The sequence below is a fragment of the Flavobacterium sp. CECT 9288 genome (genome assembly GCF_918731615.1).
In the GTDB taxonomy this organism is placed as follows: Bacteria; Bacteroidota; Bacteroidia; order Flavobacteriales; family Flavobacteriaceae; genus Flavobacterium.
Map to the genome: position 1 here is coordinate 2184181 of NZ_OU957226.1, position 16431 is coordinate 2200611.

The window sequence follows — 16431 nt, forward strand, 5'->3', positions numbered from 1 at the left end:
AATTCAAATATAACCAATACGCTCTACTTAACAATTACTTTTTTAAAACCGTACTGTTTTTATAATTCCTTGTGATAAACTCAAAAGCGGCAACCATAATACTTCCCATTGATTTTGCTTTTTTAAAATTGAGATCTTTTGTATACCGGTACAACTCCATTTTTAATTGTTCCAGATGCATTTCGGTGGAAAGCGTATCTGCACTCATAATCTCAAGTAACCTATTTATGCGGTTTTCTGAAGATAAAATTCTTTTGGCAAGAACTGCGCGTTCTTCATCTTTGTATTGCTCAATGGAGCTGGTTTGTAGCTTTTCTTTAACCAGTTTAACCATAGGGTAATTTTCTTTAAAAAATTGAGGCCTATATACTTTAAAATTCCCTTCGTAACATTGCTGATCAAAATCTATAGCACGTATTTTATAAACTACGTGATCAAAATCATGTATGGGAACAATGACATAATTATAGGCACGCATATCCCCCAACAATCGAATCATGCATCGTTCATTAAACTTTACAAACTCTTTGGCTATTTGAGCCTTTTCCGTTTCGGTACAATCAGCTAGCAAAGTTTTTATAAAAATATCTCCCGGGATTCCCATAATGTGTTCCTCAATAAGAGTATCATTATAAACCAAGAAATTGATTTTATCAGGTGAAAGAATATGTTCTAATTCCAACCCATAAACTCGTGAGGCATCCGCTTTTTTTACATAAAAATGAGTGTAATTATCATTTAATATGTTTCTAACTTTGATTCGAAATGGTTTAGAATTTCCAAAAGTGCAATAATCAATAGAGTCAATATTCAAAAATTTGAGTATTCCTAAATTTCCATCAGAGTGTAGTAAGGAATATATCTTTTTTAAATTTAAGTCAATTTCTTCACGCTCAAACTCATTATAATATACTCTTATCCACAAAGTATCTTGGTCATTTTTATCATATACGGTCACAGAGCCTGTAAAACGCAATAAATCATCATAAAACACAGTTACTTTTGAAACCCTATCAAATCGTTCTAAATATTCTTGTAAAGAATTATTTATTGGATAAGACGGTTTTTTAAAAACCATAATAGGATCACTCATGAGTCTTTTTTATTCAAAAATACAATAAAAATGTATCTGAAGAACTTAATTCTTATCTAATACCTTGCATTTAAAGACCAAAACATTCTTAAAAGTAGTGCACTAATTTAATATCTATGTGATTTTTTTTAAATAATTAACTAAATTTCAATAACATTATAAAGAGAAAATAATTACAAATTATAAGTTTTAAAAAGTAGGAATTGAGAATTTAAACTTTATATTTGATATTGTTGAAAATTCATATAAAAATGGTCGTAAATTTTAGGTAAAGCAAGTGCTAGAGTTAAATTAAATATACTTTTAGAAATGTATCACCAAAATAAAAAACTGAGCCTCTGTTTTACTATCTTAATTTCCAATCAACCAAATGCTTAGAGTCTAAATTTAAACTGATACAGTTATGAGCAATGAATTAACTTACCTTATCGATGATGACTCTTTAACACTCCGGCTGACCACAATGCTTGCTAACCGGATAAGTTTTAGTAGTTCATTTCAATCCTTTTCGAATGCTAAAATTGCTCTTGACTTATTACAAAGAAATGCTACAAACCATCATGAACTACCTGATTGTATATTACTAGATCTCAATATGCCGTTAATGAACGGATGGGAATTTCTAGACGCACTAAAACAATTAAACATACAAAAGGATATTTTTGTTTTCATAATGACCTCCTCTATTGAATTTTCCGATATTGAAAAAGCAAAAAAATACGCTAATGTTAAAAATTATATAGAAAAACCTATAAGCATTGAAAAACTTGAAGCAATCAAACATTTTATAGCTATTTCAAAGTAAACCTAAAAAGTGGTAACAAAATCTTTTCTCCAACGTCATATAGTTAAACCAAAAAAACTTGACACTTGGAAACCATTTTAACCATACAAAATCTTAATAAGCGTTACGGCGCAGTACAAGCCTTGAAAGATGTATCACTTGATATTCAAAAAGGTAACGTTTACGGAATTCTAGGACCAAATGGTAGCGGAAAATCAACAACGTTAGGTATTGTACTTAATGTTGTTAACAAAACTTCTGGCTCTTACAGCTGGTTTGGCGGTACGATACAAACTCACGATGCACTAAAAAAAGTAGGTGCTATTATTGAAAGACCTAATTTTTACCCATACATGACTGCCAAGGAGAATTTGGAGCTAGTGTGTCAAATAAAAGGTATTAATTATGCCAAAGTAAGTGAAAAACTAGAATTAGTAGGCTTAACAGATAGACAAAACAGTAAGTTTAGAACCTTTTCACTGGGTATGAAACAGCGTTTGGCTATAGCATCAGCATTATTAAACGATCCTGAAATTTTAATACTTGATGAACCTACAAACGGATTAGACCCACAAGGAATACATCAAATTAGAGATATTATAAAAATCATTGCCGCACAAGGAACTACAATACTCCTTGCTTCTCATTTACTAGACGAAGTTGAAAAAGTATGTACGCATGTTTTGGTATTACAAAAAGGAAAAATATTATACACCGGACTGGTTGACGGAATGTCCTCTAACGAAGGTTTCTTTGAATTGCAAGCTGATAATATGCAACAACTTGCTGATCTTGTAGCAACGCATCCAGCAGTAAAAAACGTAGTAAAAACAAATGATAAAGTAATTGTTTATCTACAAAAAGAACTCGAAGCAAAAGATCTTAATCAATTTTTATTTAGTAAAAATATTATCCTGAATCATCTTGTAAAACGTAGAAATAGTCTTGAAGAGCAGTTCTTAGAACTGACAAATAAATAAGTCTATTTCATTTTACTTACTAAACACAACCTTTTAAAATTTTGGCTAATTAGACAAAGAAAATATTACACCTTATGAAAAGACTTCTTACGATAGAGTTACAAAAAATCTGGAAAAATAGAGCGAGTCGGGTTTTAACACTAGCCTACTTCATTTTACTTACGTTCATTGCATTAATAGCATCAATCAAGTTTGATTTAGGTCCATTCAAATTTCATTTAGCCGAAATGGGTATTTTCAATTTCCCATACATATGGCACTTCAATACCTACATTGCATCCATTTTGAAATTCTTTTTAGCAATTGTAATTGTTTCAATGATGGCCAATGAGTACAGTTATGGTACCTTAAAACAAAACTTGATTGACGGAATGAGCAAAAAAGAATTCATTCAATCAAAATTTTTGACAGTATTTCTTTTTGCTACGGTATCAACGGTGTTCCTTTTTATTTTGACCTTAATACTTGGATATAGTTTTTCATCCTTTACTGAAATTGATATTGTTTTTGCAGATTTAGACTATCTATTGGCTTATTTTGTAAAACTAATTGGCTTTTTCTCTTTCTGTTTATTTCTTGGAATTTTGATCAAGAGATCTGCATTTGCTTTAGGTTTCTTGTTGGTTTGGAATATTATTGAAGGAATTATAAGTGGAATTTTAACTTTCAAAGTTTTTCCAGAGGGAACTACTGCAGCTAGTATTACACAGTTTTTACCACTACAATCCATGTCAAATCTTATCATTGAGCCTTTTTCACGTTTATCAGTTGTAAAAAATATTGGTACTCAAATTGGTTTAGAGAATAGTAAGGACTATGGAGTTTCCCTTTTTTCAATTGCAATTGTATTGTGCTGGACCGTTATATTTATATATTTTTCTTATAAAATTTTAAAAAATAGGGATTTATAGAAAATATAAGTTTAAGACGAATGGTTTAAATTCAGTATTGATTTACTTTTTTTTTGCTTATTTTCAAAAATGTTCTCAAGATATGAATATTGACATTTATACTCTAGAGCATCACAAATAGTACAAATAATTTTGGTAATATACTTCTAAAATAGCTTTAACAAGAATAGATACTTTTTCGGTTTTGCGAAAAAAACATTCTTATTTTGAGTAATTTACAAGTATTTTTCTAACATATGAAGTAATCTTATCTATAACTTGTAATAGTATGAATGCTTTAGTATTTTTTGTTTAAAAAAAGATGACCTCAATTTATATTAAATTCACAATATCTATCTAAGGATATCTGCTACTTATATTTTAATTGCAAACCTACCATTCGGGTTTCATTTTTCCCAATACAAAATTTATTAGATCAACTCCAATTATTTGAAAGCCGAACATCAAAAGATCAATTTACTTTAGAAAGATAATTTAAATTTTCCTATTTTTAGCGCATGAAAAAAACTTTACTACTACTAACGATTCTACTTTCAATTAGTTGTTTTGCACAATTTAGTAAAACGCACTACATACCACCTATTACAGCTCAATCTAATGTGGTTGAAGATCATTACATTTATATTTCTACTCCAAATACGAAAGACGTCCCTTTTAAAATAATTGAAAATGGCGGTAATGTAATTACGGGTGTAGTGAATAATGTAAATCCATTTCGCTATTTTATAGGAACAGGAGATTTTACTCAATTATTTACTCCTAAAAATACAATTGGGATTTTAAAGAACAAAGGCTATGTGATTGAAGCGGAGGATCTGGTGTATGCTAATATTCGTGTAAATGCTGCTAGAACCAATAGTGGAGCCTATAATCATGCTGGTGGATTGGTTTCAAAAGGAAATAGTGCTTTGGGAAAAACATTCCGGTTAGGAGCGATGTTGAACCCTCTTTTTGACACTACTTTATTAAATTTTGCGTCTATTTTAGCTACTGAAAATGGCACAAAAGTTACGATTTCTAATCTGCCCATTGGAACTGTTTTGACCGATGGAACTGTGATTAGCGGTCCAATAACATTGACACTAAACAAAAATGAAAGTTACGTACTTGCATTAGAAAACACTAACCCAGGCGCAACACCGTCAAATAGTGCTAAAATGATTGGTGCACTAGTAGAATCTGACAAAGCCGTGGCGGTCAACGCGGGTTCGTTTTGTGGAAGCAATAGCTCTGTTGTAAGTGGTGCCGGAACTCCAACAGGACGAGATGTAGGATTTGATCAAATTGTACCTATTGAACGTACAGGAACTGAATATATTTTTGCCAAAGGATTAGGAACCGACGAATTGGAACGTGTTTTACTTGTAGCGCATACGGACCAAACCAAAGTATTTCTAAACGGAAATACTTCTCCTTTAACTACCTTAAACAAAGGAGAATATGTTGCAATTGACGGTACAAATTTCACCAATGGTAGTTTATATGTCACCTCTTCTGAAAAAGTATTTGCTTATCAAAGTATTGGTGGAACTGCTTCTCCAGCAAATCAAAATATGTTTTTTGTTCCGCCTTTGAATTGTTCAACACCAAATGTGGTAGATAACATCCCTAATATTCAAGAAATTGGAAGCACTTTCTATGATGGTGGATTGAATATTATTACCGAAACCGGGGCGACAGTTTTAATTAATAATTCAGCGATTAGTGCTAGTCCACAATCAATAATTGGAAATCCTGGGTTTGTGAAATACACTGTTTCTGGACTAAACGGAAACATATCCGTTAAATCGACCAAACAAGTATATGTGTCTTATTTTGCTACTAACGGAGCAGCAACGTATGGCGGTTACTATTCTGGTTTTGATATAAAACCAGAAATTGTATCGGATAAAATTGCAGTTGGTACCTCCTCTTGCATTCCCAATGTCGTATTAAAAATTAGTAGCTTATCCGCTTATGATACGTTTCAATGGTACAAAGATGATGTAGCTATTCCGTTGGCTACTAACAACACCTACACTCCTACAACACCTGGTTATTATCAAGTTAAAGGAAGTATTTCTGGCTGTTTAAGCGATGTTTTTTCGGATAAAATTCCTGTAAGTGATTGTGCAAAAGACAATGATAATGATGGCACAAATAACAACATCGATATTGATTGGGACAATGACGGCATCCTCAATTGCACCGAATCGTTTGGTAATAAAGGCATTGACATTTCTAATACAGCTGCTGGAGTAATAACCCAAGACACCTATTCTAACTCTTTTACTGGAACAGTATCAACATCCGCCACATCACGTCCCACACCTTTTACCGGTAATAATGATGGAGTTTTTAGTACTGATGTTGCAGCGGGTAAAGAGAATTTCGTGGCATACCAAATGAATTTTACTAAACCTATCACCGTACAAATGAGTTATGTAAATACTGCAAATAGTAGCGATTTACTTAACGCAGATGCGGAATACATCATCAATTCTGATGTAAACAAAACTATAACGGTATTAAACCCTAATGATCAACTTGTAATTGATACTAATTATGATGGTATTTATGAAAGTGGGGTTACCCAATTCACCTCCTTCGAAATTCGATTTAGGTTAAATAGTGCTGTTCCTTTAGCTGCAGGTACAGGTACCTTTAAATTTGTATCCTACTTAACAAGTTCTTTAAGCATTAAACATAAAAACCTTTCCGATACCGATTTAAATAAAGGAACTTTCAAATTTGAAGCCGTTTGTATTCCGAGAGATTATGACGGAGACGGATTTCCTGATCAGGAAGATTCAGATAGTGATGCTGATGGAATTTTTGATACCATAGAAGCACAAGTCAATGCAGCACAAATTCTATCTAATATTGATGCTAATAAAAACGGTCTTGACAATGCTTTTGAACCAGGATTTACACCTCAAGATTCAGATTCTGACAGCGTACCTGATTATCTAGATTTAGACAGTGATAATGACGGAATTCAAGATAGTGTAGAAACAGGAAATGACCTTGATGCTGATGGAATAAAAAACTACAGAGACATAGATAGTGATGGAGATTTATGTTTTGATGTTGTTGAAGCAGGTTTTTTAGATCCAAATACTGACGGTATTCTTGGAAATAATCCTGTCACAGTTGATTCTAAAGGTAAAGTAACAAGTGCTGTAGGTTACACAGCCCCAAATAGTAATTATTCAACAGCCGCACCAATAGTAATTACCACGCAACCTAATGTTTTACCTACATGTGAATTACAAAATGCCACGGTAACACTCGATGATAATGGAGGTAACACCTACCAATGGGAACTATCTACTGATGGTATTAATTGGAATACAATAACAAATAATTCCACATACTCGGGCACAGCTACAAAAACACTTCTTATTTCAAGTGTAACAAAATCAATGAACGGCTATCAATACAGAGTGATCTTAAACAAAATAGGAAATTCATGTGGTTTAATTTCAGATAAAACTAACTTGACAGTATATGACTTACCTACCATTAACAATGTAACCATTGTTCAGTGTGACAACGACTTAGATGCAATCACTACTTTTAATCTTACGGTTAAAAATAATGAAATATCAAGTAATGCGAGTGCCGAAACCTTTACCTATTATACAACTCTTGCTGCAGCAAATACTGCAAATGCTGCACAACAAATTACAAATCCGTTAGCTTATACTAACGCCACACCAGGAGTAACCCGCGTATGGACAAGAGTAACTAACAATAATAACTGTTTTAGAACTGCAGAAATTACACTTCAAGTATTGGCTACTCAAATTCCATCAACTTTTAATAATGTGTATACAGCCTGTGATGATTTAAGAGATCTAAATGGACTTGACAACGCTAATAACAATAAAAGAGATGGCATAAGTACCTTTGATTTCAGTGCAACAGAAACGGCTATAAAAACATTACTACCAGCAGGAAATTACACGGTATCTTTTTATAGAAACCAAGCAGATGCACTAGCCGAAACCAATAAAATATCTGATATTACAAACTATAGAAACATTGGTTATCCTGGAACACAAGATATTTGGGGTCGCGTAGATAGTGATGTTACAAATGCTTGTTTTGGTTTAGGACCTTTTGTAAAGCTGGTAGTTGAACAAATTCCATTTGCAAATCCAGTGACCATTGCAAGACAATGTGATGACAATCAGGATGGTATTTTTACTTTTGAAACGTCTACATTACATGCAACAGTACTCAATGGACAAACTAATGTAAACGTTACCTATTTTGACGAAAACAATAATGCCCTTTCAAGTCCTTTTCCTGCTACATTCACCACTACAACCCAAAATATTAAAGCTGTAGTTACAAATAATTCAACACTGGCTTGTAGTGAAGAAGTTACCATTGCATTTATTGTTGATGATTTACCAGAGGCGTTCTCTATACCTACAAATTTGACTACAGTATGTGATGACGAAGTTGATCCTCTTTTACAAGACGGAAAATATTCATTTGATACAACTACCTTTCAAAATAGCATTTTAGGTGGTCAAACAGGCATGAAGGTAAATTATTTTGATAAAGATGGAAAACCTTTAACAAGTCCGCTTCCTAATCCATTTGTAACGCTTACTCAAAACATAACAGTTGAAGTGGAAAATACAATCAATCCAACTTGTAAAGCAATCTTAACGATTCCGTTTATAGTTAATCCATTGCCTCCAATTCAATTAAACACCAATGGAGGAGATAACGAATTAGTATGTTCTAATTTACCAACATTCTTTGTTCAACTAAATGCTGGTTTACCAAATGGTACTAATCCAGCTGATTATAGCTATACTTGGTACAAAGATTCCAATATAATTACTAACGAAACTGGTCCAACTCTTGACGTAAATGCTGAAGGTGACTATAGTGTAGAAGTGGCAACATTATTAGGATGCGAAAGAACAAGAACTATAAAAGTAACCGCTTCGGATATAGCTACGATAGCAAGCGTCGATATAGTAGATCTAGCCGAAAATAATACGGTAACGGTTGATGCTAATGGAAAGGGTGATTATGAATACAGTTTAGACTTACCTAACGGTCCTTTTCAAGACTCCAACTTGTTTGATAATGTTCCTTCAGGAATTCATGAAGTGTACATTAATGATAAAAATGGTTGCGGTACCGTAAGCAAAACAATTGCAGTTACAGGAGCTCCTAAATTTTTTACACCAAATGGGGACAGAATTAATGATTTCTGGAACATAAAAGGCATTAACAATACCTTTAACAAGAATGCTGTTATATATATATTCAATCGATTTGGAAAATTAATAAAACAAATAACGGCATCAAGCCAAGGATGGGACGGAACGTTTACAGGTCAACCCATGCCAGCAGATGACTACTGGTTTACTGTAAAACTTGATGACGGACGAGAAATGAAAGGTCATTTCAGTTTAAAAAGATAATGTTTAAAACGCTTTAAACTACAAGTTATTCACTATTTAAAGTAATAGAACAGTTTATAAAAAGACGGTCTATTACTTTAAAAGGTGTTATAAAAAAATAAATATGAAGAATTATATCAAATATCTCGCAATGTTTATATTGATTTTAGGATCAATGACGAGTGAGTGTTTCCCTAATTCTGAAATCAGCTCTACTTCCTATTATCAAGACTTTAATCTCACTAAAAGTACTGAAGCAGAAAATCTAAAAGGAACAAAATTACTTTTTGACACCATTCATGATGTAAAATCAAGCTTTAAAATTAGCCTAGATATTAATCCCAAATATCTTAATCCTGCTGATGTTTTATGTTTTACAAAATTTAAAATACAGCGTGCATTGTTTCAAACATTACAACCTGTTCTGTATCAAAAACTATATTTAAAAGCATTATTTGATTTCACTAATTATACCCTTTAATTCCAAACTTAGTTTGAAATTTATTTTCAAATCTTTCACATGATTTAAAAAAATAAAAAGGTGTTTAATTAAACGAAATAAAAATGCGTAAACTTATAAATACAAATAGTCTAACTACTTGTAAAAGAATAATTACTGGAATCAAAAAGAAAATAATTGTAATACTTACTGCAATAATGCTAGGATTTGCAATGGGATTCCATGAAAATGAAAGCATACTCCATAAAAACTCAAAACAAACCGAGTGGCAAAATAAAAAAGAGTAAGATTTTCAAAGACAATTCAAGTTCCTTATCAGCACTTATCTTCATAAAAGTATATTTTCTCTTACCCCTGATGGGAATGGCATCCTTTTATAACACCCCTTTTTTGGGGTGGTATAAAAGATATAGTGTACAGCAGGATTGGGTTCAAAAAAAAACCATCAACTTACGCTGATGGTTTTAAATACAATTCAAATAAATTAGATTTTGAATCTTTTTCTATCTGTTTCTGTTAAATATATTTTTCTTAAACGAATAGATTTTGGTGTAACCTCTACATATTCATCTTTTTGAATGTATTCTAAAGCTTCCTCTAATGAGAAAATAATTGGAGGGATGATTCTAGCTTTGTCATCATTTCCAGATGAACGTACGTTAGATTGTTTTTTCTCTTTCGTTACGTTTACACACATATCGTCTCCACGAGAGTTTTCACCAATTACCTGACCTTCGTAAATTTCAGCATTTGGCTCTACGAAAAACTTACCACGATCTTGTAATTTATCGATAGAGTAAGGAATTGCTTTACCTTTTTCCATAGAGATTAATGAACCTTTGTTACGTCCAGCAATTTCTCCTTTGAAAGGCTCATATCCAATAAAACGGTGTGACATAATAGCCTCACCAGCAGTTGCAGTTAACAATTGATTACGCAAACCAATGATTCCACGAGATGGAATATTGAATTTTACAATCATACGCTCCCCTTTTGTTTCCATACTTAGCATTTCACCTTTACGCATAGTTACGAACTCAACCGCTCTACCTGATAGATTTTCTGGTAAATCAATAGTTAATTCCTCAATTGGTTCACATTTTTTACCATCAATTTCTTTGATAATAACTTGTGGTTGACCAATTTGTAATTCATATCCTTCTCTTCTCATTGTTTCAATAAGAACAGATAAGTGAAGTACTCCACGACCAAAAACCATGAATTTATCAGCAGAATCAGTTTCACCTAACTTCATAGCTAAGTTTTTCTCTAATTCTTTTGTCAAACGCTCTCTAATGTGTCTTGATGTTACAAATTTACCCTCTTTACCAAAGAAAGGAGAGTCATTAATTGTAAACAACATACTCATTGTAGGCTCGTCAATATCAATTGTTTTTAAACCTTCTGGATTTTCATGATCAGCGATAGTATCACCAATTTCAAAACCTTCAACACCAATGATGGCGCAAATATCTCCAGCTATAACTTGTTCTACTTTTTTACGACCAAGTCCTTCAAAAGTATGCAATTCTTTTATACGAGATTTAGATACAGTACCATCTCTTTTTACTAATGAGATTGGCATACCTTCTTTTAAAACACCTCTTTCAAGACGACCAATAGCGATACGACCTGTAAAAGCTGAGAAATCAAGAGATGTAATCAACATTTGTGGAGTTCCTTCAGAAACTTTAGGAGCAGGTACATTAGCAACAACCATATCTAATAATGCTTCCACATTATCAGTTACGTTTTCCCAGTGGTCAGACATCCAGTTATTTTTAGCTGAACCGTAAACTGTTGGGAAATCCAACTGCCATTCTTGAGCACCTAATTCAAACATTAAGTCAAAAACTTTTTCATGCACTTCCTCAGGAGTACAGTTTTCTTTATCAACTTTATTGATAACTACACAAGGTTTAAGACCTAAGTCAATCGCTTTTTGTAAAACAAAACGCGTTTGAGGCATTGGACCTTCAAAAGCATCAACTAGTAAACATACACCATCGGCCATGTTCAATACACGTTCAACTTCACCACCAAAATCGGCGTGACCAGGAGTATCAATAATATTGATTTTAGTTCCTTTATATTGAACTGATACGTTTTTAGAAGTAATAGTAATACCTCTTTCACGCTCTAAGTCGTTATTATCAAGAATTAAATCACCTGTATTTTCGTTGTCACGAAATAATTGACAGTGATACATAATTTTGTCTACCAATGTAGTTTTACCGTGATCGACGTGGGCAATAATTGCAATGTTTCTAATAGATTCCATCTGTGATTTTTAATGGCTGCAAAGGTACACTTTATTTTGATATAAAAAATATTTATACAATAGTTTACATATCCTTAATGGATTAGCAACTTAAAAAATAAGTTTTTTCGACTGCCCTATTTTAAAACATTTATTTAATTATATTTGAGTAATGAAAAGCAATACCAATAAATTAATCCTAATATACACTCTTACAACACTGACTTTTGTTGTAATAGGACACCAATTCTCCCAACACTTTGTTGCAGAACAAAGTATGTCTGTTTACAGCTTTTTTAAGGACATCATTTTTGTTGTCTTGACAAGCATTCTATTAAAATTAATTTTATCAAAAAATGACGCCATCATAAGTAAGAATTTTAATAGGCTTAAAAAAAGTAACGATGCAATACGAGAATCTAATGACAAATATGATATAGTTGCAAAAGCAACAAGTGACACCATTTGGGACTGGAAACTAGACGAAGATCATTTTTCATGGAACAAAGGAATTGAAAGTGTTTTTGGTTATTCTCAAAATGAAGTAGCTGTAAACTCAAACTGGTGGTTTGACAAAATTCATCCAGAGGACAGCATCAAAATGTCAGTACGCTTATACTCTTTTATCGAACAAAAAACAGAAAAATGGCAAGATCAATACCGTTTTAAATGTGCTGACAACACCTATAAATACGTGCTAGACAGAGCTTTTTTATTAAAAGATAAAAACGGAAAGGCCATTAGAATGATTGGCGCAATTCAAGACATTACCAAACAAAAAGAGGAAGAAAACAGACTAAAACTTCTTGAAACGGTTATTATTCAATCAAAAGATGCTATTATTATTACAGAACCGAAATCAATTACGTCAAAGATTCCAAATATAATATATGTAAACCCCGCATTTACTATCATGTCTGGCTACACCTCTGATGAAATAACAGGCAAATCTCCTGATTTATTTAAAAGCCCCAATTCTGATGACAACGCTTTAAGTCAATTATTCAAAGCTATTGATTTAAAAAAGGAATGCCAAATTGAAACCATTTTATCCTCAAAAACTAAAAAAGAATACTGGGTGCGATTATCAATGGTACCTATTTTTAACACCGAGAAAGAACTATCCCATTGGATCTCCATCCTAAGAGATATTAGCGAAGAAAAAAGACAGGAAAAAGAAAAAGAACAACTCATAAGAGAACTAACTCAAAACAATACCGATTTAAAACAGTTCTCTTACATCACATCTCACAATTTAAGAGCTCCGTTATCAAATCTCACAGGATTATTACAATTACTAGAAGAAATCCCTATTCACGATACTGAATTACAAGAAATCCTAAATGGATTTAACCAGTCTACATTACTATTAAACAACACTGTTAACGACTTGGTAAAAGTAATTACGATTAAAGACAAACCAGCTATTTTAAAAGAAAAAATCGTCTTAAATGATTTATTTCAAAACGTTTTTATACAGTTAGACACCCTCATAACAACACACCATCCAGTAATTGAATTGGATTTTAAAACTCCTACACTCTACTCGCACAAACCTTATTTAGAAAGTATTTTTGTAAATCTGGTCTCTAATGCTATTAAATACAAATCCGATACAAGAGACTTAAAAATTAGTATTGCATCACAAAAAGTAAACAATACAACTGTAATTCACATTCAAGACAACGGCATTGGAATAGATTTAATTCGAAATAAAGATAAAATTTTTGGTCTCTACCAGCGGTTTCACTTAAAACCGGATAGCAAAGGACTTGGCTTGTATTTGGTTAAATCGCAAGTGGAAATCATGGGAGGCACCATAGAAATTGAAAGCGAAATTAACAAAGGGACTACACTAAAATTAACATTTAAGAATTTAAAGTGATGCTAAATAAAGTTTTATGCGTAGATGACGACCCAATAACTCTCTTGCTTTGCAAAAAAGTAGTTGAGCGGTTTTCGTTTTGCAATGAAATTATCACATCTACTAATGGAGAGGAAACACTTCATTATTTCAACACATTACTAGATTCTCCCGCATCAAAACCAGATTTAATATTCCTAGACCTAAATATGCCTGTAATGGGAGGTTGGGAGTTTTTAGATGCATTTAAAACCCCTAAATACAAAGATTTTCATACTACAAAAATTGTAGTCTTATCCTCTACAATAGATCCTAACGATTTAAAGAAATCTCAAACCTATCCTATGGTTATTGCTTTTTTACCAAAACCCATTAGCAAATCAATGTTAGAGTTTTTAAAAGAAATAGTTGTATAAAAAAAAGTTCCCGATAAATCGAGAACTTTTCTTTTAACATATTTTATTATATCTAAATATTACAATTTTGCAACAAGCTTAGTTAACTTAGATTTTAAGTTTGATGCTTTGTTATTGTGTATGATATTTTTCTTAGCCAATTTATCAATCATTGAGATAACATTAGATAATTTTGCAGATGCTTCAGATTTATCAGTAGCTAATCTTAATGCTTTGATAGCATTACGAGTAGTTTTGTGTTGGTATCTGTTTAACACTCTTTTCTTTTCGTTACTTCTAATTCTTTTTAGAGCTGATTTATGATTTGCCATTATATTGCTTTTTTATCTTTTACTAATTTGTTTGTAGTCCGTAAGGGAATCGAACCCCTGTTACCAAGACGAAATCTTGGCGTCCTAACCCCTAGACGAACGGACCATATTCTCCTAAGTTTTTATCAATATGTGAATTGAATTGTAGCCCGTAGCGGAATCGAACCGCTCTTACATGGATGAAAACCATGCGTCCTAACCGATAGACGAACGGGCCATTTTTCCCTTATTACTTTAGGAAACGCAAAAAAAATAGTAGCCCGTAGCGGAATCGAACCGCTCTTACATGGATGAAAACCATGCGTCCTAACCGATAGACGAACGGGCCTTGCTTCTCTAATGCGGATGCAAAAATACAACTATTTTCGAAACGAGCAATAGCTTGTACATTTTTTTTTTACTTTTTTTAATAGGCCTTTGCAAACAGTACACGTCCTGCTGATGGAGCGCCTGTAAACACGCAATTTCCAGTCTCTTCTACTCTATTCAAAGGAACACATCTAATAGTAGCTTTTGTAAGGTCTTTGATTTTTTCCTCAGTTTCTGCTGTACCATCCCAATGTGCTGAGACAAAACCTCCTTTATTTTCCAAAATTTCTTTAAACTCCTCAAAACTATTCACCTCGGTAACGTGCGTATCTCTATACTCTAGTGCTTTTGCAAACAAATCATTTTGTATTTGCTCTAGCAATGAAGTAATATAGTTTTCTATTCCTTCTTTAGCGACCACTTCCTTTGATAATGTATCTCTTCGAGCTATTTCAAAAGTACCATTTTCTAGATCTTTAGGTCCAACCGCGATTCGAACAGGAACTCCTTTCAACTCCCATTCTGCAAACTTAAATCCTGGTTTTTGAGTCGTTCTATCATCAAATTTTACAGAAACGTTCAATTTACGCAAGCTTGCAATAAGTACATTTACCTCTGCAGATATTGCTGCTAACTGTTCGTCTGATTTATATATAGGTACAATAACAACTTGTATTGGCGCTAAGCTAGGAGGTAAAACCAAACCTTGATCATCAGAATGTGTCATTACAAGCGCACCCATTAATCGTGTTGATACTCCCCAAGAAGTTCCCCAAACGTATTCTTGCTTACCCTCTGCATTTGCAAATTTCACATCAAAAGCTTTTGCAAAGTTTTGACCTAAAAAGTGAGATGTCCCTGCTTGTAAAGCTTTACCATCTTGCATTAGGGCTTCTATACAATATGTTTCTTCGGCACCAGCAAAACGCTCCGTTTCTGTTTTCAAGCCTTTAATAACCGGTATAGCCATGAATCGTTCTGCAAAATCAGCATACACGTTCATCATTTTTTCAGATTCTTCAACCGCCTCGGCTCTTGTAGCATGAGCAGTATGCCCTTCTTGCCATAAAAACTCAGCCGTACGTAAAAACAAACGTGTTCTCATTTCCCATCGCACCACATTAGCCCACTGATTAATCAATAATGGTAAGTCTCTATATGATTGTACCCATCCTTTATAGGTAGACCAAATAATAGCTTCACTAGTAGGTCGCACAATAAGCTCCTCTTCTAGTTTTGCGTTTGGGTCAACCATTAATTTTCCTGGCTTGTCTGGATCATTTTTCAATCTGTAATGCGTAACAATGGCGCACTCCTTAGCAAAACCTTCAGCATTTTTCTCCTCAGCTTCAAACATACTTTTGGGAACAAAAAGCGGGAAATACGCATTTTGATGCCCCGTTTCTTTAAACATTTTATCCAATTCAGCTTGCATTTTTTCCCAAATTGCATAACCGTATGGCTTAATTACCATACAACCTCTCACTCCTGAATTTTCGGCTAAATCGGCCTTGACAACCAATTCGTTATACCATTTTGAATAATCTTCCGCTCTTGTAGTTATGTTCTTACTCATACTGAATAGTTTGGCACAAATATTGCATTAATAATTTTAAATAAATAGTTCCG

General features: G+C 33.0%; 12 protein-coding genes and 3 tRNA genes. 8 read left to right on the forward strand and 7 right to left on the reverse strand.

The window, feature by feature from the left end; all coding sequences use genetic code 11:
* Positions 1 to 34 precede the first annotated feature (34 nt).
* Positions 35 to 1093 (reverse strand): hypothetical protein, encoded by a 1059-nt coding sequence (locus tag LQ189_RS09630; protein WP_182650324.1) that lies wholly within the window; start codon positions 1091 to 1093, stop codon positions 35 to 37.
* A gap of 403 nt (positions 1094 to 1496) precedes the next feature.
* On the opposite strand from LQ189_RS09630, the gene LQ189_RS09635 reads away from it, so the two are divergent.
* From LQ189_RS09635 to LQ189_RS09660, 6 genes are all read left to right on the forward strand, one after another.
* Positions 1497 to 1898, forward strand: a complete 402-nt coding sequence (locus tag LQ189_RS09635; RefSeq protein WP_230156222.1) for a response regulator — start codon at positions 1497 to 1499, stop codon at positions 1896 to 1898.
* A gap of 65 nt (positions 1899 to 1963) precedes the next feature.
* The gene (locus LQ189_RS09640) at positions 1964 to 2857 is read left to right on the forward strand and encodes an ABC transporter ATP-binding protein (RefSeq protein ID WP_230156224.1); all 894 of its coding nucleotides are present in this window, start codon (positions 1964 to 1966) and stop codon (positions 2855 to 2857) included.
* Positions 2858 to 2931: 74 nt separating this feature from the next.
* A complete protein-coding gene (locus tag LQ189_RS09645) occupies positions 2932 to 3768 on the forward strand; it encodes an ABC transporter permease (protein WP_230156226.1) in 837 nt (278 codons plus the stop codon).
* A gap of 497 nt (positions 3769 to 4265) precedes the next feature.
* Positions 4266 to 9203 carry a T9SS type B sorting domain-containing protein gene (locus LQ189_RS09650; protein WP_230156228.1) on the forward strand — a complete coding sequence of 1646 codons (4938 nt, stop codon included), beginning with the start codon at positions 4266 to 4268 and terminating at the stop codon, positions 9201 to 9203.
* A 103-nt stretch (positions 9204 to 9306) separates the two neighbouring features.
* Entirely contained in the window at positions 9307 to 9663 is a 357-nt protein-coding gene (locus LQ189_RS09655; protein WP_230156230.1) for a hypothetical protein, read from the forward strand.
* 83 nt (positions 9664 to 9746) lie between these two features.
* Complete coding sequence (locus tag LQ189_RS09660; RefSeq protein ID WP_086453795.1) at positions 9747 to 9929, forward strand: hypothetical protein; 183 nt, start codon at positions 9747 to 9749, stop codon at positions 9927 to 9929.
* 197 nt (positions 9930 to 10126) lie between these two features.
* On the opposite strand, the gene typA is transcribed toward LQ189_RS09660, so the two are convergent.
* A complete protein-coding gene (typA, locus tag LQ189_RS09665) occupies positions 10127 to 11923 on the reverse strand; it encodes a translational GTPase TypA (protein WP_086453796.1) in 1797 nt (598 codons plus the stop codon).
* 151 nt (positions 11924 to 12074) lie between these two features.
* On the opposite strand from typA, the gene LQ189_RS09670 reads away from it, so the two are divergent.
* Both LQ189_RS09670 and LQ189_RS09675 read left to right on the forward strand, forming a co-directional pair.
* Complete coding sequence (locus LQ189_RS09670; RefSeq protein ID WP_230156241.1) at positions 12075 to 13787, forward strand: PAS domain S-box protein; 1713 nt, start codon at positions 12075 to 12077, stop codon at positions 13785 to 13787.
* Entirely contained in the window at positions 13787 to 14182 is a 396-nt protein-coding gene (locus tag LQ189_RS09675) for a response regulator (protein ID WP_230158659.1), read from the forward strand. The genes LQ189_RS09670 and LQ189_RS09675 overlap by 1 nt, the downstream gene beginning before the upstream one ends.
* Positions 14183 to 14241: 59 nt before the next feature.
* Here LQ189_RS09675 and rpsT read toward each other — a convergent pair whose 3' ends face one another.
* From rpsT to proS, 5 genes are all read right to left on the reverse strand, one after another.
* Positions 14242 to 14493: a 30S ribosomal protein S20 gene (gene rpsT, locus LQ189_RS09680; RefSeq protein WP_086453799.1), complete on the reverse strand. Its 252-nt coding sequence runs from the start codon at positions 14491 to 14493 to the stop codon at positions 14242 to 14244.
* Between the two features lie 34 nt (positions 14494 to 14527).
* Positions 14528 to 14599, reverse strand: a tRNA-Glu gene (locus LQ189_RS09685).
* A 39-nt stretch (positions 14600 to 14638) separates the two neighbouring features.
* Positions 14639 to 14710 (reverse strand) — tRNA-Glu (locus LQ189_RS09690).
* 39 nt (positions 14711 to 14749) lie between these two features.
* Positions 14750 to 14821 (reverse strand) — tRNA-Glu (locus LQ189_RS09695).
* A gap of 78 nt (positions 14822 to 14899) precedes the next feature.
* Positions 14900 to 16378, reverse strand: coding sequence for a proline--tRNA ligase (gene proS, locus LQ189_RS09700; protein ID WP_086453800.1), 1479 nt, complete (start codon positions 16376 to 16378; stop codon positions 14900 to 14902).
* Between the last annotated feature and the right edge of the window lie 53 nt (positions 16379 to 16431).